The organism is Salipiger bermudensis (assembly GCF_020171625.1).
GTDB classification, from domain to species: domain Bacteria; phylum Pseudomonadota; class Alphaproteobacteria; order Rhodobacterales; family Rhodobacteraceae; genus Salipiger; species Salipiger bermudensis_B.
Genome location: NZ_JAIUZY010000003.1, coordinates 287,729 through 304,653 on the forward strand (window position 1 = coordinate 287,729; position 16,925 = coordinate 304,653).

The 16,925-nt window shown below is 69.4% G+C and carries 14 protein-coding genes and 1 tRNA gene; 9 read left to right on the plus strand and 6 right to left on the minus strand.

Features of this window, described 5'->3' with window-relative positions:
- Positions 1–28 precede the first annotated feature (28 nt).
- Positions 29–796, minus strand: coding sequence for a tRNA pseudouridine(38-40) synthase TruA (gene truA / locus LCM15_RS04905; RefSeq protein ID WP_224853696.1), 768 nt, complete (start codon positions 794–796; stop codon positions 29–31).
- Between the two features lie 130 nt (positions 797–926).
- Between truA and LCM15_RS04910 the strand changes: the two genes are divergently transcribed.
- From LCM15_RS04910 to LCM15_RS04930, 5 genes are all read left to right on the plus strand, one after another.
- Positions 927–1,406: an NUDIX hydrolase gene (locus LCM15_RS04910; RefSeq protein WP_224853699.1), complete on the plus strand. Its 480-nt coding sequence runs from the start codon at positions 927–929 to the stop codon at positions 1,404–1,406.
- A gap of 53 nt (positions 1,407–1,459) precedes the next feature.
- Positions 1,460–2,941, plus strand: coding sequence for an inorganic phosphate transporter (locus LCM15_RS04915; protein WP_224853702.1), 1,482 nt, complete (start codon positions 1,460–1,462; stop codon positions 2,939–2,941).
- 83 nt (positions 2,942–3,024) lie between these two features.
- Entirely contained in the window at positions 3,025–4,452 is a 1,428-nt protein-coding gene (locus tag LCM15_RS04920) for a YcjX family protein (protein ID WP_224853704.1), read from the plus strand.
- Positions 4,449–4,937, plus strand: a complete 489-nt coding sequence (locus LCM15_RS04925; RefSeq protein WP_318246056.1) for a GNAT family N-acetyltransferase — start codon at positions 4,449–4,451, stop codon at positions 4,935–4,937. The genes LCM15_RS04920 and LCM15_RS04925 overlap by 4 nt, the downstream gene beginning before the upstream one ends.
- Entirely contained in the window at positions 4,934–5,968 is a 1,035-nt protein-coding gene (locus tag LCM15_RS04930) for a YcjF family protein (protein WP_224853707.1), read from the plus strand. The genes LCM15_RS04925 and LCM15_RS04930 overlap by 4 nt, the downstream gene beginning before the upstream one ends.
- Positions 5,969–6,061: 93 nt before the next feature.
- Here LCM15_RS04930 and LCM15_RS04935 read toward each other — a convergent pair whose 3' ends face one another.
- Positions 6,062–6,265 carry a hypothetical protein gene (locus LCM15_RS04935; protein ID WP_224853710.1) on the minus strand — a complete coding sequence of 68 codons (204 nt, stop codon included), beginning with the start codon at positions 6,263–6,265 and terminating at the stop codon, positions 6,062–6,064.
- Positions 6,266–6,582: 317 nt separating this feature from the next.
- The gene (locus tag LCM15_RS04940; protein WP_224853712.1) at positions 6,583–6,891 is read right to left on the minus strand and encodes a hypothetical protein; all 309 of its coding nucleotides are present in this window, start codon (positions 6,889–6,891) and stop codon (positions 6,583–6,585) included.
- A 448-nt stretch (positions 6,892–7,339) separates the two neighbouring features.
- On the opposite strand from LCM15_RS04940, the gene ileS reads away from it, so the two are divergent.
- Positions 7,340–10,330 carry an isoleucine--tRNA ligase gene (gene ileS, locus LCM15_RS04945; protein WP_224853715.1) on the plus strand — a complete coding sequence of 997 codons (2,991 nt, stop codon included), beginning with the start codon at positions 7,340–7,342 and terminating at the stop codon, positions 10,328–10,330.
- Positions 10,331–10,704: 374 nt separating this feature from the next.
- Entirely contained in the window at positions 10,705–11,472 is a 768-nt protein-coding gene (gene cobA / locus LCM15_RS04950; protein WP_224853718.1) for a uroporphyrinogen-III C-methyltransferase, read from the plus strand.
- Between the two features lie 18 nt (positions 11,473–11,490).
- Here the strand turns inward: cobA and hisB are convergent, their stop codons facing one another.
- Positions 11,491–12,078 (minus strand): imidazoleglycerol-phosphate dehydratase HisB, encoded by a 588-nt coding sequence (hisB, locus tag LCM15_RS04955; RefSeq protein ID WP_224853721.1) that lies wholly within the window; start codon positions 12,076–12,078, stop codon positions 11,491–11,493.
- A gap of 121 nt (positions 12,079–12,199) precedes the next feature.
- Between hisB and LCM15_RS04960 the strand changes: the two genes are divergently transcribed.
- Positions 12,200–12,439 (plus strand): Lrp/AsnC family transcriptional regulator, encoded by a 240-nt coding sequence (locus LCM15_RS04960; RefSeq protein ID WP_222603566.1) that lies wholly within the window; start codon positions 12,200–12,202, stop codon positions 12,437–12,439.
- A gap of 229 nt (positions 12,440–12,668) precedes the next feature.
- Here the strand turns inward: LCM15_RS04960 and LCM15_RS04965 are convergent.
- Positions 12,669–12,753 (minus strand) — tRNA-Leu (locus tag LCM15_RS04965).
- Positions 12,754–12,881: 128 nt separating this feature from the next.
- Positions 12,882–13,370, minus strand: a complete 489-nt coding sequence (locus tag LCM15_RS04970; protein WP_007798062.1) for an Lrp/AsnC family transcriptional regulator — start codon at positions 13,368–13,370, stop codon at positions 12,882–12,884.
- 106 nt (positions 13,371–13,476) lie between these two features.
- Here LCM15_RS04970 and putA point away from each other — a divergent pair, with 106 nt between their 5' ends.
- Entirely contained in the window at positions 13,477–16,905 is a 3,429-nt protein-coding gene (gene putA / locus LCM15_RS04975; RefSeq protein ID WP_224853723.1) for a bifunctional proline dehydrogenase/L-glutamate gamma-semialdehyde dehydrogenase PutA, read from the plus strand.
- Positions 16,906–16,925: the final 20 nt, after the last annotated feature.

Sequence of the window (16,925 nt, forward strand, 5' to 3'; positions counted from 1 at the left end):
CAAAGGTCACGCGTGTCGCAGCTCCGCCTCAGGCGAACGGGTCGTCCGCGTAGCCCACCCCCATGAGGTAGAGCCCGTCCGGCGGGCACACCGGCCCGCAGGCGGCGCGATCACAGGTCTCGAGCGCCGCGCGAACGTCTTCGGGCGCCCAGGAACCAGCGCCGACGCGCTCGAGCGTGCCGACGATGGAGCGCACCTGGTTGTGCAGGAAGCTGCGGGCGCGCAGGTGAAAGCGGAATTCCGGGCCGGCCCCGGTATCGGTTTCCTCGATCCGGATCTCGTCCATGGTCTTCACCGGCGAGGCAGCTTGGCACATGGTCGAGCGGAAGGTGGTGAAATCGTGCTGCCCGATAAGATGCGCCGCGCCCGCGCGCATCGCCTCGAGCGACAGCGGATTCATCACCCGCCAGACCTGCCCGGCCTCGAGCGTGGCCGGGGCACGGCGCGCCAGCAGCCGGAAGAGGTAGCGCCGCTCATGCGCCGAGAAGCGGGCGTGCCAGTCGTCGCTCACCGCGGCGCAGGCGCGGATCGCCACCGGCGCGGGCTTGAGGTGGAAGTTCAGCGCCTCGGACAGGCGGAACGGGTCCCAGTGCTTCTCCATGTCGCAATGCGCCACCTGCCCGCGCGCATGAACGCCCGCGTCGGTGCGCCCGGCGGCGGCGATGGTGTGGTCGCGCTTCTCGAGCTTGGCCAGCGCCGCCTCGATCGCGCCCTGCACCGAGGGCTGATCGGCCTGACGCTGCCATCCGGCGAAGGGGCGGCCATCATATTCGACGAGAAGGGCGTATCTGGGCATGGCCGCTCCCTTACAAGCGCTGTCGCATCTCGGCAATGCCCCGCCCCGCTTGCGGGCTTGCCGGGTTGAGTTTTCACCACAGACTCTATAGGGCAGACCGACTCAACCTGCCCCGAACCCGGTGACCCGAATGCTTGCCCGCCTTTGGAAAAGCTATATTGCCCCGATGCTGCGCCGCCCTCCGCGGGTGCAGATCGCGGCGCTGTGCCATCGCACGGGCGAGGCCGGTCCCGAGGTTCTGATGATCACCTCGCGCGAAACCAAGCGCTGGATCATTCCCAAGGGCTGGCCGATGCACGGCACCGACGCCGCCGGCACCGCGCTTCAGGAGGCGTGGGAAGAGGCCGGAGTCAAGGCCGAGGCCCGACGGCCCGCCCGCATCGGGCGCTACCGCTATGACAAGGTGCTCGATGGTGGCCTGCCGGTCGCCACCGATGTCGACGTCTACGCCGTCGCGGTCGAGAAACTGCTCGACAGCTATCCCGAGATGGATGAGCGCGAACGCCACTGGATGACACCCGAGGAGGCCGCCGAGCGGGTCGACGAAGAGCAGCTCTCGGAGCTGCTGCGCGACCTGCCGTCCCTGCTCGCCGAGACGGCGCGACGCTGAGCTTCGCGCCGCACGCGCCGAACCGGTTGCCAGACCTACAGGACCTTCCGACATTGCCCCAGGACACGCCCCCGCATCAGTGGAAGACGCTCGATCAGGATCTCAACCGCCTGTCGCGCCTCGAGGCTGCCACCATGTACACCTCGCGCCCGCTGGTCGGGGTGGGTGTCAGCCTGGTCTTCGTCACGCTCGCGGCGGTGGCGGCGGCGATCTTTACCGGCGGTGAGCCGCAGGGGCTCGCGGTGGTCGTGGCGGCGGCGTTCGGCGCCTACATGGCGATCAACATCGGCGCCAACGACGTCGCCAACAACATGGGGCCGGCGGTCGGCGCCAAGGCGCTGTCGCTGCTCGGAGCCATCGCGATCGCCGCGGTCTTCGAGAGCGCGGGCGCGCTGCTCGCCGGCGGCGACGTGGTGTCGACGATCTCGAAGGGCATCATCGATCCGGCCAGCCTGTCCAACACCAAGGTCTTCGTGCGCGCCATGATGGCGGCGCTGCTGGCGGCCTCGATCTGGGTCAACATCGCCACATGGGTCGGTGCCCCGGTCTCGACCACCCATTCGGTGGTCGGCGGCGTGATGGGCGCGGGCATCGCCGCGGCGGGCCTTGCCACGGTGAGCTGGCCGACGATGGGCGCCATTGCCGCAAGCTGGGTGATCTCGCCGCTGCTCGGCGGCATCATCGCCGCCGCCATGCTCGCCTTCATCAAGTGGCGGGTAATCTATGTCGAGGACAAGATCGCCGCCGCGCGGGTCTGGGTCCCGGTCCTCATCGGCCTGATGAGCGCCGCCTTCGCCGCCTACCTGGCGCTGAAGGGGCTCAAGCACGTGATGGAGGTCGACCTGCAGACCGCGCTGCTGATCGGCGCGGCCGCCGGGGTGATCTTCTGGGGGCTCTCGGTGCCCTTCATCCGGCGCCAGTCCGAGGGGCTCGAGAACCGCAACCGCTCCCTCAAGACGCTGTTCCGGATGCCGCTCGTGGTCTCGGCGGCGCTGCTCTCCTTCGCCCACGGCGCCAATGACGTGGCCAATGCCGTGGGCCCGCTCGCGGCGGTGGCCTACGTTCAGCAATCCGCCGGGGTGGCCGACGAGGTGACCATCCCGCTTTGGGTCATGCTGATCGGCGCGCTCGGGATCTCTTTCGGCCTCGTGCTCTTCGGGCCGAAGCTGATCGGCATGGTCGGCAGCCAGATCACCAAGCTCAACCCGATGCGCGCCTATTGCGTGGCGCTCTCCGCGGCGGTCACCGTGATCGCGGCCTCGTGGCTCGGCCTGCCGGTGAGTTCGACCCATATCGCGGTCGGCGGGGTGTTCGGCGTCGGCTTCTTCCGCGAGTGGTACATGGAGCGCCGCGCCCGCAAGGCCACCGGCCGGGGCCGCAGCGACACCCGTCTCGCCCGGCAGGAACGCGCCCGCCGCAAGCTCGTGCGCCGGTCGCATTTCATGACCATCGTCGCGGCATGGGTGATCACCGTTCCCGCCGCCGCGCTGCTCTCGGCGGCGTGCTTCTGGCTGCTCTCGATCCTCGGTTTCTGATCCCTCCGACTGGCCACCGCGGGGTGCGGGGTCTATCTGTAGGGCGCAGCACAGCCAGAGCAGAACAGGCAGAGAGGCAGACCTTGGTCATCGGAACCATCGCCGACAGGCTGACCCGCGGGGTCGAGAACGTCACCGACACGCTGACCAGCCCGTTCACCGAGCCGGTGATCCGGCTCGGCGTCACCGGTCTGTCGCGCGCCGGCAAGACGGTGTTCATCACCTCCCTCGTCGCCAACCTGATGGATCGGGCGCGGATGCCGCAACTGCTGGCCGAGAGCGAGGGCCGCATCCTCGCCGCCTACCTGCAGCCGCAGCCCGACGACACGATGCCGCGCTTCGACTACGAGAGCCATCTCGGCGCGCTCACCTCTGCCACGCCGCACTGGCCGGAGAGCACGCGCGCAGTGTCGCAGCTGCGGCTGTCGCTGCGGCTGCGCCCGACCGGGCTTCTGGCGGGCGTGTCGGGGCCGCGCACCGTGCATCTCGACATCGTCGACTATCCCGGTGAATGGCTGCTCGACCTCGGCCTGATGGACAAGACCTATGCCGACTGGGCCGAGGAGAGCCTGTCGCGCCTCGCGCAGCGCCCCGGCGGCGCCGACTATCTCGCGATGGCCCGGGCGGAGGACAGCGCACGTACGCTCGATGAGGTCCGCGCCAAGGCGCTCGCCACCCGCTTCACCGAAGCCCTGCACGCTGCGCGCAACGCGGGCTTTTCGGACTGCACGCCGGGCCGGTTCCTGTTGCCCGGCGAGAAGGAGGGCAGCCCCGCGCTGACCTTCGCGCCGCTGCCCAAGCCCTCCGACCCGCCGCGCAAGTCGCTCTGGCGCGAGATGGAGCGCCGCTTCGAGGCCTACAAATCCCAGATCGTGAAGCCATTCTTCCGCGATCACTTCTCCCGCATCGACCGGCAGGTGGTACTGGTCGACGCGCTCGGCGCGATCCATGCCGGCCCCGCCGCGATGGAGGATCTGCGCCGCACGATGGCCGAGATCCTCACCGCCTTCCGCCCCGGCGCCAACGCCTTCCTCAAAAGCCTGCTGCTCGGCAAACGGGTCGAGAAGATCCTCTTCGCCGCCACCAAGGCCGACCACCTGCATCACACCCAGCACGGCCGGCTGACCGCCATCATGGAAGCGCTGACCCGCGACGCCCGCGACCGGGCGCGCTTTGCCGGGGCCGAGACCGGCGCCATGTCGATCGCCTCGCTGCGCGCCACCGTCGAACAGACCCTGCCGCGCAACGGCGACCACTTCGACTGCGTGCGCGGCACGCTGCTCCTCGAGGACGGCGGTCGCGGTCGCGAGGCGGCGTTCTACCCCGGCGAGCTGCCCGACGACCCGGCGCGCCTGCTCGGCCCGGCCCGCGAGGGCGCCGAGGGCTGGCTCGACGGCGACTATGCCATCATGCGCTTCGCCCCGTCGCGGCTCAGCCTCAGGCCCGGCGAGGGGCCGCCGCATATCCGCCTCGACCGCGCCGCGCAGTTCCTGTTCGGAGACCGGCTGTGAGCCGGCACGTTTCCTCTGCGCTGCGCCCGGCGCGCAGCCTCGACGCAGGTCCCCTGGGCGCGATGATCTCGGCGGCGGTGGCAGAGCGGGTCTGGAAGCCGCGCCTGCATTCCGCGGCAGAGGACATCGCCCATGCGGGAGCAATGATCTCACGCGGCTGGGTGACGGTGGCCGAGGCGCCTTCGGGCGGCACCGTGACGGGCTTTCTCGCGCGGGAGGGCGGCTACGTGCACGCGCTTTTCATCGCCCCCGAGTGGCAGCGCCGCGGCATCGGCCACGCGCTGGTGGCCCGCGCCAAGGCCGAAAGCACGGCGCTCGATCTCTGGACCTTCGCCGCCAACACCGCCGCGCGCCGCTTCTACGAGGGCGCGGGCTTTGCCGAGATCGAACGCGGCGACGGCTCTGACAACGACGAGGGCCTGCCCGACATCCATTTCCGCTGGACCGCCCCGGCCAGCGCCGCAGCCAAGGAGCCCGGAGCATGAGCAACAAGACCCCCTCCGGCGACAGACGCGGCCCGGTGCTGTTCGAGCTTGACGAGAGCGCCGCCCCAGCCACCCCCTCCGAGGCGCCCCCCGTGCCCGACCCCGAGACTGCCCCGACCCTGCACGAGGGCCGCGCGATGACCACCGCCGCGGTGCTCGCGGCCCGCCGGCCGTCGCGGCTGGCGCGCTGGTTCTGGGCCCTGCTCGGCACGCTGGTCTCGGCGCTGGTGTCGATCGCCGCGTGGCGCTTCGTCACCGATCTCATCGTCTCGGTGCCGATGCTGGGCTATGCCGTCACCGCGCTGATGGTGCTGTTCGTGCTGGTGGTGGCGCTGATCGTCATCAAGGAGCTGGCAGCGCTGTCGCGGCTCGCGCGCGTCGACGCGCTGCACCGCGCCTCGGCCCGGGCGCTGGCCGACGAGGACCTCAAGGCGGCGCGCGCCGTCACCGACAAGCTCACGACGCTCTATGCGGGGCGCGATGACACGCGCTGGGGCCGCGAGCGCCTGCGCGAGCGCGAGGCCGAGATCTTCGACGCCTCGGGGCTTCTGGGCCTTGCCGAGACCGAGCTGCTCTCGCCGCTCGACGCCGCCGCGCGGCGAGAGGTCGAGGCTTCGGCGCGGCAAGTCGCCACGGTCACCGCGCTGGTGCCGCTGGCGCTGGCCGACGTGGCCGCCGCGCTTGGTGCCAACATGCGGATGATCCGGCGCATCGCCGAGATCTACGGCGGTCGCTCGGGCACGCTGGGAAGCTGGCGCCTGACCAAGGCGGTGATGTCGCATCTGGTCGCCACCGGCGCGGTCGCAGTGGGCGACGACCTGCTCGAACCGATCCTCGGCGCCGGCCTACTGGCCAAGCTCTCGCGCCGCTTTGGCGAGGGGCTGGTCAACGGCGCCCTCACCGCGCGGGTCGGCGTGGCGGCCATCGAGGTCTGCCGCCCCCTGCCCTTTCAGGCGGTGAAGCGGCCCTCGGTGCGCTCGATCATCCGAAGCGCCCTGTCGGGGTTGGTGAAAAGCGCCGACAAGGCCTGAGCCTGAGCCTGAGCCGCGCCCCCAAGGTCGGGCGTTCGTCCGGTCAGTGCCGGAACGTCGACCGGATGCCCCTGCCCCGCAGGCAGGGCGGTGTCAGGGCAAGGCCGCTTGCACCTCGATCCTCGGTTCGCGCAGCGTATCGCGGGTGTTGGTGACGGCGTCATGGCCGACCAGCGTGCCCAGTGCCAAAAGAACGGCAAAGACAAGGCCAGCGGTCCAGTCCAGACCACGCAGATCGACGGGCAACAGCGGCTCGGGCCGCGCGGGCGGGGGGCAGTCGTCTCTCGACTGGGACATTGCATGATACTCGATTGGCAGAAAGAGCAGACGAGGCTCTCATGAGCCTCGGACGGGTGCTTGTCGCGTGATATTTCCGTCGGCGACAGTCATGCGCGGCGGATTGCGCAAAGGCGAGATCCCCTGCGCCACTTCCCGCCAATTGCGGCGAGATTGCCACATTCTGACGGGACGTCACATCCGGCCCGCTCAAACGGTACGCGGTTTCGACATGGCGACACATGTGCCGCTCCCGCCCCGGGGTCCGTGAGTGGTGGCCGGCTCCCGTCAGGGGGAAGGAGCCTCGATCCGGGGGCGGAAGCGGCGGACGCTGGCCTTTAGTCGGCCGGCGTCTCGGGCGCAACCGGTGCCGTATCGTCAGCCTCTCCGGTCGCGGGGGCCGCGGCGCCATCGCCCGGCACCGTGGTCTCGCTCTGGTCTGTGACCGCCGCCGGCGCGGTCTCGGTCTCGCCGCCGTCGAGGAACATGCTGGCCGCGAAGATCAGGCCGAGGACCAGGACCACGGCGACAAGGATCCCGGTCATCTTGCTGCCGCGTTTGGAGGCGGGGGCGACCCGCCTCGGATCGTCGTGGCGCGGCGGCGCGGTGGGGTCGGGTCGGTTCACTTGGTCGTCGGGGTAGGCCATGATGGCGCTCCTTCTAGGCGTGGGGGCGGATCCGGCGCGACGGTCTGCCGCGCGTCCTTGCCTTGAGTTGAGCACACCCGGCCGCCCCTGCAACGGCCCGAGGTCGGGGGGCGACAAATGCGGCGATGGACCGCCCGAAAAACAACCCAAGGTAGGCCGATCCCCGCCGCGCCGCGTCGCGGCATGGCCGGAACCGGCGGTCAGACGCCGGTCTCGGGGGCGGGTCGGGGGTTTCTCGCTCAGGCGTTGCGCCCGTCGCAGCCGCCGCAAGCTCTGGACCATCGCGAGTCGCAGGCCTATAAGGCCGCCCATGATGGGCCGTTTCGAGATCATCATTCGAATTACATGCCCGGCGCTCTGAGAGCAGAGTCGCCGGGACAAGGCGTATGGACCACCGCGCCGACCGACCATTCCCCAATTCACGATTCAAGAACCGGGACCACAGATCATGTGCGCCGAAACGCCTGACTACAAGGACACGCTGAACCTTCCCAAGACCGACTTCCCGATGCGCGCGGGCCTGCCCAAGCGCGAACCGGAGTGGCTGGAGCGCTGGGAAAACATCGGCATCTACGACCGCCTGCGCGAGAAAGGCGCCGAGCGCCCGCCGTTCACCCTGCATGACGGCCCGCCCTACGCCAACGGTCACCTGCATATCGGTCACGCGCTGAACAAGACGATCAAGGACATGATCGTGCGCAGCCACCAGATGATGGGCCACGAGGCGCGCTACGTGCCGGGCTGGGATTGTCACGGCCTGCCGATCGAGTGGAAGATCGAAGAGCAGTACCGCGCCAAGGGCAAGAACAAGGACGAGGTCCCGGTGATCGACTTCCGGCAGGAATGCCGCAAGTTCGCCGAAGGCTGGGTCGACATCCAGCGCGACGAGTTCAAGCGCCTCGGGATCACCGGCAACTGGGCCGATCCCTACCTGACGATGAACTACCACGCCGAGCGCGTCATCGCCGAGGAGTTCATGAAGTTCCTCACCACCGGCACGCTCTACCAGGGCTCCAAGCCGGTGATGTGGTCGCCGGTCGAGAAGACGGCGCTGGCCGAGGCCGAGGTCGAGTATCACGACAAGGAGAGCTTCACCATCTGGGTGAAGTTCAGGGTCAGCGCATACAACGCCCCCGAGGTCGACCGCGCCAGCGAGGAAGAGAGCGACGATGAGCGTCAGGCCGCGGTCAGCGCCGCGCAGGCGGCGCATGACAAGTTCCTCGGCGCCTACGTGGTGATCTGGACCACCACGCCCTGGACCATGCCCTCGAACAAGGCCGTCGTCTACGGCGAGGACTTCCAGTACGGGCTCTACGAGGTCACCGACACGCCCGAGGAATGCTGGGCCGCCAAGGGCGAGCGCTACATCCTCGCCGACAAGCTCGCGGCGCAGACCTTCGCCCGCGCCCGCCTTGACGAAAGCCAGTGGACGCGTGTCTCGGACGTGACCCCGCACCAGCTTGCCGCGATGACGCTGCAGCACCCGCTGGCCGGAGCCGAAGGCGGCGAAGGCGAGTGGGACGCGCCGCGCGACTTCCGCGCCGCGCCCTTCGTCACTGACGAGGAAGGCACCGGCTTCGTGCACTGCGCGCCGTCGCACGGCATGGAGGAGTTCGAGCTCTACCGCGATCTGGGGATGCTCAAGCAGGTCATCACCTACAACGTCATGGAAGACGGCTCCTTCCGCGAGGATCTGCCGTTCTTCGGCGGCAAGATGATCCTCAAGCCGAACGGCAAGGAAGGCGACGCCAACAAGGCCGTCATCGACAAGCTGACCGAGGTCGGCGGGCTGCTGGCCCGTGGCAAGATCAAGCACTCCTACCCGCACAGCTGGCGCTCCAAGGCGCCGGTGATCTTCCGCAACACGCCGCAATGGTTCGCTGCCATCGACCGCCCCGTGGGCGACGGTCAGGACGCGTACGGCACCTCGATCCGCGAGCGCTCGCTGCGCTCGATCGACGAGCTGGTGAAGTTCACCCCGCAATCGGGCCGCAACCGCCTCTATTCGATGATCGAGAGCCGTCCGGACTGGGTGCTGTCGCGCCAGCGCGCCTGGGGCGTGCCGCTGACCTGCTTCGTCAAGAAGGGCGCCCTGCCCACCGACGAGGACTTCCTGCTGCGCGATCCGGCGGTCAATGCCCGCATCTGCGAGGCCTTCGAGGCCGAGGGCGCGGATTGCTGGTATGCCGAGGGCGCCAAGGAGCGCTTCCTCGGATCCGACTACGCGGCGGACGAGTGGGAGCAGGTCTTCGACGTGCTCGACGTCTGGTTCGACAGCGGCTCGACCCACGCCTTCGTGCTGCGCGACCGCGAGGACGGCACCGCCGACGGCATCGCCGATGTCTACATGGAGGGCACCGACCAGCACCGCGGCTGGTTCCACTCCTCGATGCTGCAGGCCTGCGGCACCATCGGCCGCGCCCCCTATCGCAACGTGGTGACGCATGGCTTCACGCTGGACGAGAAGGGCAACAAGATGTCCAAGTCGCTCGGCAACACCATCGTCCCCGAAGAGGTGGTGAAGCAGTACGGCGCCGACATCCTGCGGCTCTGGGTGGCCCAGACCGACTACACCGCCGACCAGCGCATCGGGCCCGAGATCCTCAAGGGCGTGGCCGACAGCTACCGCCGCCTGCGCAACACCATGCGCTTCATGCTGGGCGCGCTTGGGCACTTCTCGGAAGATGACCGGGTCGCTCCCGAAGACATGCCCGAGCTCGAGCGCTGGGTGCTGCACCGTCTCGCCGAGCTCGACGTCAAGGTGCAGGAAGGCTACCGCAGCTACGACTTCCAGTCGGTGTTCCAGTCGGTCTTCACCTTCTGCACCGTGGACCTGTCGGCCTTCTACTTCGACATCCGCAAGGACGCGCTCTATTGCGACGGCGACACCGAGCGCCGCCGCGCCGCGCGCACGGTGATGGACCTCCTGTTCCACCGCCTGACCAGCTGGCTGGCGCCGATCCTCGTCTTCACCATGGAAGACGTCTGGCTCGACCGCTTCCCCGGCGAGCAGAGCTCGATCCACCTGCAGGACTTCCCCGAAACGCCGGCAAGCTGGCGCGACGAGGCGCTCGCCGACAAGTGGGCCAAGGTCCGCGCCGCCCGGCGTGCGGTGACCGCGGCGTTGGAAATCCAGCGCACCGACAAGGTGATCGGCGCCTCGCTCGAGGCGGCACCCATCGTGCACGTGGAAGATGCCGAGATGCTCGCGGCGCTCAAGACCGTGACCTTCGCGGATCTCTGCATCACGTCGGGCATCCGCCTGACCGCCGATCCCGCCCCGCAGGAGGCCTTCCGCATGGCCGAGGTGCCGGGCGTCGGCGTGGTGTTCGAGAAGGCCGATGGTGAGAAGTGCCAGCGCTGCTGGAAGATCCTCCCCGACGTGGGCACCCATGCCCACCCGGCGACCTGCGCGCGCTGCGACGCCGCGCTGGACTGAGGCGCAGGCCGCGTCTCATCGGGACGCCGCGGCACGCCTCACGAAACGCACCAAGCCCCCCGCAGGACGCTGCGGGGGTCTTTTCGTTTCCGCCTCTCCCCGAATGGCCGCAGCACGGTGCCAGACTGCCTGCGTTCTGTGCAGATCCGCCCCCGGCTGGCCCCAACGCGACGGGCCACGCCCCGTGGCGGCACAAAACCCTTGCCCGAATCCCGCCCCTGCCCGCATGGCTGAAGGGACGCGGCAACGGCGCCGCACCTGTCTCCCGAATGACCGGGATCGCTGAGCAAAGCTGCTCGATCCGTCGCTTCAGATGATGCGACGTGTCGGCGGCTTTTTTTTGTGTCTGCCCCCTGCGCATGGAGATCTTCCCGATGACGCACCCGAAGACCACAGGCCACATCGCCCTCGTCGGCGCCGGACCCGGCGCCCGCGACCTGCTTACCCTGCGCGCGCTCGAGCGCATCCGCGCCGCCGACGTGCTGCTCTATGACCGGCTGGTCGATCCCGCGATCATCGACCTCGCCCGCCACGGGGCCGAGCGCATCTATGTCGGCAAGGACGTGGGCGCGTGCAAATGGCCGCAGGGCCGCATCGACCGGCTGATCGTCGCTAGGGCGAAGCTCGGGCTGCGGGTGGTGCGGCTGAAATCCGGCGACCCGTCGATCTTCGGCCGCGCCTGCGAGGAGATCGCCGCCGCCCGCGCCGCCGGCATCCCGGTTGAGATCGTGCCCGGCATCACCGCCGCCTCGGCCGCCGCCGCCAGCATCGGCCGACCACTCACCGAGCGCGGCGAGACCGACACCTTCGTGATCACCACCGGCACCGTCAGGCCCGGCGACGCCGCCCCCGACCGCGCCCGCCTTGCCCATCCCGGCACCTCGATGGCGTTCTACATGGCGGTGGAGCGCGCGGCGCAGGTGCAGGCCGACCTGCTGGAGGGCGGCGCCCCCGCCGCCTGCCCGGTCGAGATCGTGACCCGCGCCAGCACCCCAGAGGAGCGCCACGTCGCGACCACGCTGGGTGCGCTCTCGGAGACCATCGCGTCGGAGGACATCGCCAACCCCGCGATCCTGTTCATCCGCTACCCGAAATCGCTCGCCCGCGCGCTGGCGGGCACGGGCGCGGTCATCGCGGCCTGAGCCTGTTCGGGGCTGCGCTCAGAGCGCGCCCTTGGTCGAGGGGATGGCATCGCCCTTGCGCGGATCGGGCTCAACCGCCTCGCGCAGCGCGCGGGCCACGGCCTTGAAGGCGGCCTCGGCGATGTGGTGCGAGTTGAACCCGTGTAGCTGATCGACGTGCAGCGTGATGCCGCCATGGGTCGCCAGCGCCTGAAAGAACTCGCGCACGAGTTCGCAGTCGAAGCTGCCGATCTTCTCGGTGGGGAAGGCGACGTTCCAGATCAGGAACGGCCGCGCCGAGAGATCCAGCGCGGCGCGCACCTGCGCATCGTCCATCGGCAGGTGGCAGGAGCCGTAGCGGCGGATTCCGCGCTTGTCGCCGAGCGCCTTGACCAGCGCCTGCCCGATGGCGATGCCGGTGTCCTCGACTGTGTGGTGATCGTCGATATGGTAGTCGCCCTCGGCGCGGATTGTCATGTCGATCAGCGAGTGCCGCGACAGCTGGTCCAGCATGTGATCGAAGAAGCCCACGCCGGTCTGGTTGTCGTAGAGGCCGCTGCCGTCGAGATCGATGCCGACCTCGATCGCGGTTTCGGCGGTCTTGCGGCTGATGCTGGCCTTGCGCATGGGCGTTCTCCTCGGCTGTCGGGGCGCTTATAGGCGCGGTCGCGGCGCGCGCCAAGCGGCGTGCCGGCGCATCTTGTGAAGGCGTGGCGTCTGTGCCAGCTTGCGCCCGAAGGAGACCCCCATGACCACCTGCGTTTTCGTCCAGATCCGCTGCACCCCCGGCACCACCTACAAGGTGGCGGAAGAGATCGCGCTGCGCGAGATCCACTCGGAGCTCTATTCGACCTCGGGCGAGTGGGATCTGCTGGTCAAGCTCTACATCCCCGAAGGCGCCGATGTGGGACACTACATCAACGAGCAGCTCGCCGATGTGCCGGGGATCGAGCGCACCCTCACCACGCTGACCTTCAAGGCGTTCTGAGCGCGTTTTCGGCGCGCCCTCCCCACATCTCAGACGCAGTGTGCCGCGAACTGCGGTGAACGCGGATCAGCCCGCCGCCACCGTCCCAGCGGTGTTGTCGAACAATTCCCTGCCCTGCGCTGCGAGGTTTTCGAGGCTGACGGGGCAGCCGTCGTCTTCGCCCCGGTTCGGATCGCTAAATCTCGCGCGCCGGACCGAACGCGCACGCTCTAAACCCTACAGGAGATGCTGGTGCGGGCGGCGGGACTCGAACCCGCACGGGCCAGGCCCTAGCGATTTTAAGTCGCTTGTGTCTACCATTCCACCACGCCCGCACGGCGTGCCCCGATGCCTCTACCGCCCGAGACCGGCGGTGACAACGCTCTTCCCGCGCAGGCGGGGCCAAAATGACCGCGCCGTGGCATTCCGGATCGAAGCCCCCAACGCGATCTGCCGCAGCGCCTCAGGCACTCGCCCCCGGCGGGCGCGCGAGACCGTCCTCCTTGACCGCCTGCATCGCCACGTAGGTCGAGGTGGTCGAGACATGCGGCAGGGTCGAGATCTTCTCGGCCAGCACCCGGCGATAGCTGCGCATGTCGGCGGTGCGCACCTTCAGCAGGTAGTCGAAATTCCCGGCGATCAGATGCACCTGCTCGATCTCGGGGATCGCCGCCACCGCCGCGTTGAACGCCTCGAGCGAGGCTTCGCGGGTGTCGAGCATCCGCACCTCGACAAAGGCCACGTGATCGAGCCGCAGCCGGATCGGATCGAGGATCGCGCGGTAACCGCGGATCACCCCCAGCTCTTCCAGCCGGCGCAGGCGGGCCTGCGTGGGGCTTTTCGACAGCCCGATGCGACGGGCGAGCTCGGTGATCGAGATTCGCCCCTCGGCTGCTAGGGTGGTCAGAATCGCGCGGTCGAACCGGTCGTACTCTTCGTAGTCATCTTGCATGGGTTTTCCCCGGATATTCGGTCGTTTTGATGCGCCTAAAGTTACTCTTAAGGCAAACAGCCTTCACGAACCACTCTATGTTGGCAAAAATCACCGGAGACGCCGAATGCCCAAGGACATTGCCCCCGATCTGCGCCATCTGATCGACCAGAACACCTATGCCGACGAGGCCGAGACCGTCGCCCGGCTGCGCGAACAGGCGGCGCTCTCGCCCGCCGAGCGCGCCGAGATCGGTGACCGCGCCGCCGGCCTCGTGACCCGCATCCGCAGCAGCACCAAGCCCGGCATGATGGAAGTGTTCCTCGCCGAGTACGGCCTCTCGACCGACGAGGGCATCGCGCTGATGTGCCTTGCCGAGGCGCTGCTGCGCGTGCCCGACGCTGAGACCATCGATGCGCTGATCGAAGACAAGATCGCGCCTTCGGACTGGGGCAAGCACATGGGGCGCTCGACCTCGCCGCTGGTCAATGCCTCGACCTGGGCGCTGATGCTCACCGGCAAGGTGCTCGACCCGCAAAAGCGTCCCGGTCCTGCAGGCCACCTGCGCAACGCCATGAAGCGCCTCGGAGAGCCGGTGATCCGCACCGCCGTGGGTCGCGCCATGAAGGAGATGGGCGCGCAGTTCGTCCTCGGCGAGACCATCGAGAAGGCGATGAAGCGCGGCAGCGCAATGGAGGCCAAGGGCTACACCTACAGCTACGACATGCTGGGCGAGGCCGCCCGCACCGAGCAGGACGCGCTGCGCTACCTCGATGCCTATTCGAAGGCGATCTCTGCCATCGCCAAAGCCGCAACGGCCAAGGACACCCGCGACAATCCCGGCATCTCGGTGAAGCTCTCGGCGCTTTATGCGCGCTACGAGGAGGGCCAGTCCGAGGCGGTGATGGAGGTGCTCGTGCCGCGCCTGCTGCGCCTGTGCCAAGAGGCCAAGACCGCCGGTATCGGGCTCAACATCGACGCCGAGGAGGCCGACCGCCTGTCGCTGTCGCTTGACGTGATCGGGCGCGCCTTCGCCTCGCCCACGCTGGCCGGCTGGCACGGCTTCGGCGTGGTGGTGCAGGCCTACGGGCTGCGCGCCGCCGAGACCATCGACTGGCTCTACGCGCTGGCCGAGGCGCATGACCGCCGCATCATGGTGCGGCTGGTGAAAGGCGCCTACTGGGACACGGAGATCAAGCGCGCGCAGGTCATGGGCCTTGCCGGGTTCCCGGTCTTCACCGCCAAGACCAACACCGACATTTCCTACATCGCCAATGCCCGCAAGCTGCTGGGCATGACCGACCGGATCTATCCGCAATTCGCCACCCACAACGCCCATACCGTCGCCGCCGTGCTGCACATGGCCGACGACACCGATGCGTTCGAGTTCCAGCGCCTGCACGGCATGGGCGAGACGCTGCACTCTCTGGTCAAGGCCGACGCCGGCACCCGCTGCCGGATCTACGCGCCCGTGGGCGCGCATCGCGACCTGCTGGCCTATCTCGTGCGGCGTCTGCTCGAGAACGGGGCGAACTCGTCCTTCGTGAACCAGATCGTCGACGAGGAGGTGCCACCCTCGGTGGTGGCCGCCGATCCGTTCGAGGCCGACGACCAGCGCCCCCTCGCCCGCGGCCCGGAGCTGTTCCACCCCGAGCGCGAGAACTCCAAGGGGTTCGACCTGACTCACCGCCCGACGCTGGCCGAGATCGACGCCGCCCGCGCGCCGTTCCGCACCGCGCCGTGGCAGGCCGGGCCGATCACCGCCGTCGACGCCCCACTCGGTGCGACCGAGACGGTGCCTAACCCGGCCGATCCGTCCGACGAGGTGGGCCAGATCACCTGGGCGAGCCCCGAGACCGTCGCCGCCGCTGCCGAGGCAGCGCAGCCGTGGCAGGCCAGCCCCTCGGACCGGGCCGCCGTGCTTCTCAGGGCCGCCAACCTCTACGAGGACCATTACGGCGAGATCTTCGCGCTGCTTCACCGCGAGGCCGGCAAGACCCAGCTCGACGCCGTGGCCGAGCTGCGCGAGGCGGTCGACTTCCTGCGCTACTACGCCGCGCGCTCCGACGGGGCGCCGCCGCGCGGGGTCTTCGCCTGCATCTCGCCGTGGAACTTCCCGCTGGCCATCTTCACCGGCCAGATCGCCGCGGCGCTGGCCACCGGCAACGCCGTGCTGGCCAAACCCGCCGAGCAGACCCCGCTGATCGCGTGGCGCGCGGTGCAGCTGCTGCACGAGGCCGGGGTGCCGCGCGCGGCGCTGCAACTGCTGCCGGGCGCCGGCGACGTGGGCGCGGCGCTGACCTCGAACCGCCGCGTCTCGGGCGTCGCCTTCACCGGCTCCACCGACACCGCGCAGATCATCCATCGCGCGATTGCCGAGCACCTCGACCCGGGCACGCCGCTGATTGCCGAGACAGGCGGGCTCAACGCGATGATCGTCGACAGCACCGCCCTGCCCGAGCAGGCGATCCGCGCCATCGTCGAGTCGGCCTTCCAGTCCGCCGGCCAGCGCTGCTCGGCCCTGCGCTGCCTCTACGTGCAGGAAGACATCGCCCCGCATTTCATCGAGATGCTGGAAGGCGCGATGGAGGCGCTGCATCCCGGCCAGCCATGGGATCTCTCGACAGATCTCGGACCGGTGATCGACGCCGAAGCGCATGACGGCATCCACGCCTATGTGGAGGCCGCCCGCGCCGAGGGCCGGCTGATAAAGCAGATCGACGTGCCGCGCTCGGGGCATTTCATCGGCCCGGCGCTGATCCGGGTCGGCGGCATCGGGGAGCTCGAACGCGAGATCTTCGGCCCGGTGCTGCATCTTGCCACCTTCAAGGCCGATGAGCTCGACAGCGTGATCGACGCCATCAATGCCACCGGCTACGGGCTGACCTTCGGGCTGCAGACCCGCATCGACGACCGGGTGCAGCACGTGACCGAGCGGGTCGAGGCCGGCAACCTCTACGTCAACCGCAACCAGATCGGTGCCATCGTCGGCAGCCAGCCCTTCGGCGGCGAAGGCCTCTCGGGCACTGGTCCCAAGGCCGGCGGGCCGCTCTATTGCGACCGCTTCCGCCGCCACGCCCCCGGCCACGCGCCGGGCAACTGGTCGACTGCGGAGCTGCCCGCGCGCCTTGCGGCGGCGATCGACGGCGCCGGACCCGGCGCGGCACCCAAGCTCACCGAGCTGCCCGGGCCGACCGGCGAGGCCAACCAGTACACCAGCTTCGCCCGGCCCCCGGTGCTCTGCCTCGGGCCGGGCTCGGACTGCGCCGCGGCGCAGGCCGAGGCGGTGCGCAAGCTGGGCGGTGTCGCGGTGACCACGCAGGGCAAGCTGGCCCCCGAGGCGCTGGCAACGCTCAAGGGCATCTCGGCGGCACTGTGGTGGGGCGACGAAGAAGAGGCGCGCGCCTACCGCGCCGCGCTTGCCGGACGCGATGGGCCGATCCTGAGCCTGATCACCGGCCTGCCCGACACCGGTCACGCCCGCGCCGAGCGCCATGTCTGCATCGACACCACCGCCTCGGGCGGCAACGCCGCGCTGCTTGGCGGCAACATGTGAGGCGCGGCGGGCGCGGCCCC

Bases quoted from the DNA above. Each gene is read 5' to 3' on its own strand.
- truA (WP_224853696.1), bottom strand. From the start codon at position 796: ATGCCCAGATACGCCCTTCTCGTCGAATATGATGGCCGCCCCTTCGCC.
- LCM15_RS04910 (WP_224853699.1), top strand. From the start codon at position 927: ATGCTTGCCCGCCTTTGGAAAAGCTATATTGCCCCGATGCTGCGCCGC.
- LCM15_RS04930 (WP_224853707.1), top strand. From the start codon at position 4,934: ATGAGCAACAAGACCCCCTCCGGCGACAGACGCGGCCCGGTGCTGTTC.
- LCM15_RS04935 (WP_224853710.1), bottom strand. From the start codon at position 6,265: ATGTCCCAGTCGAGAGACGACTGCCCCCCGCCCGCGCGGCCCGAGCCG.
- LCM15_RS04940 (WP_224853712.1), bottom strand. From the start codon at position 6,891: ATGGCCTACCCCGACGACCAAGTGAACCGACCCGACCCCACCGCGCCG.
- ileS (WP_224853715.1), top strand. From the start codon at position 7,340: ATGTGCGCCGAAACGCCTGACTACAAGGACACGCTGAACCTTCCCAAG.
- cobA (WP_224853718.1), top strand. From the start codon at position 10,705: ATGACGCACCCGAAGACCACAGGCCACATCGCCCTCGTCGGCGCCGGA.
- hisB (WP_224853721.1), bottom strand. From the start codon at position 12,078: ATGCGCAAGGCCAGCATCAGCCGCAAGACCGCCGAAACCGCGATCGAG.
- LCM15_RS04960 (WP_222603566.1), top strand. From the start codon at position 12,200: ATGACCACCTGCGTTTTCGTCCAGATCCGCTGCACCCCCGGCACCACC.
- LCM15_RS04970 (WP_007798062.1), bottom strand. From the start codon at position 13,370: ATGCAAGATGACTACGAAGAGTACGACCGGTTCGACCGCGCGATTCTG.
- putA (WP_224853723.1), top strand. From the start codon at position 13,477: ATGCCCAAGGACATTGCCCCCGATCTGCGCCATCTGATCGACCAGAAC.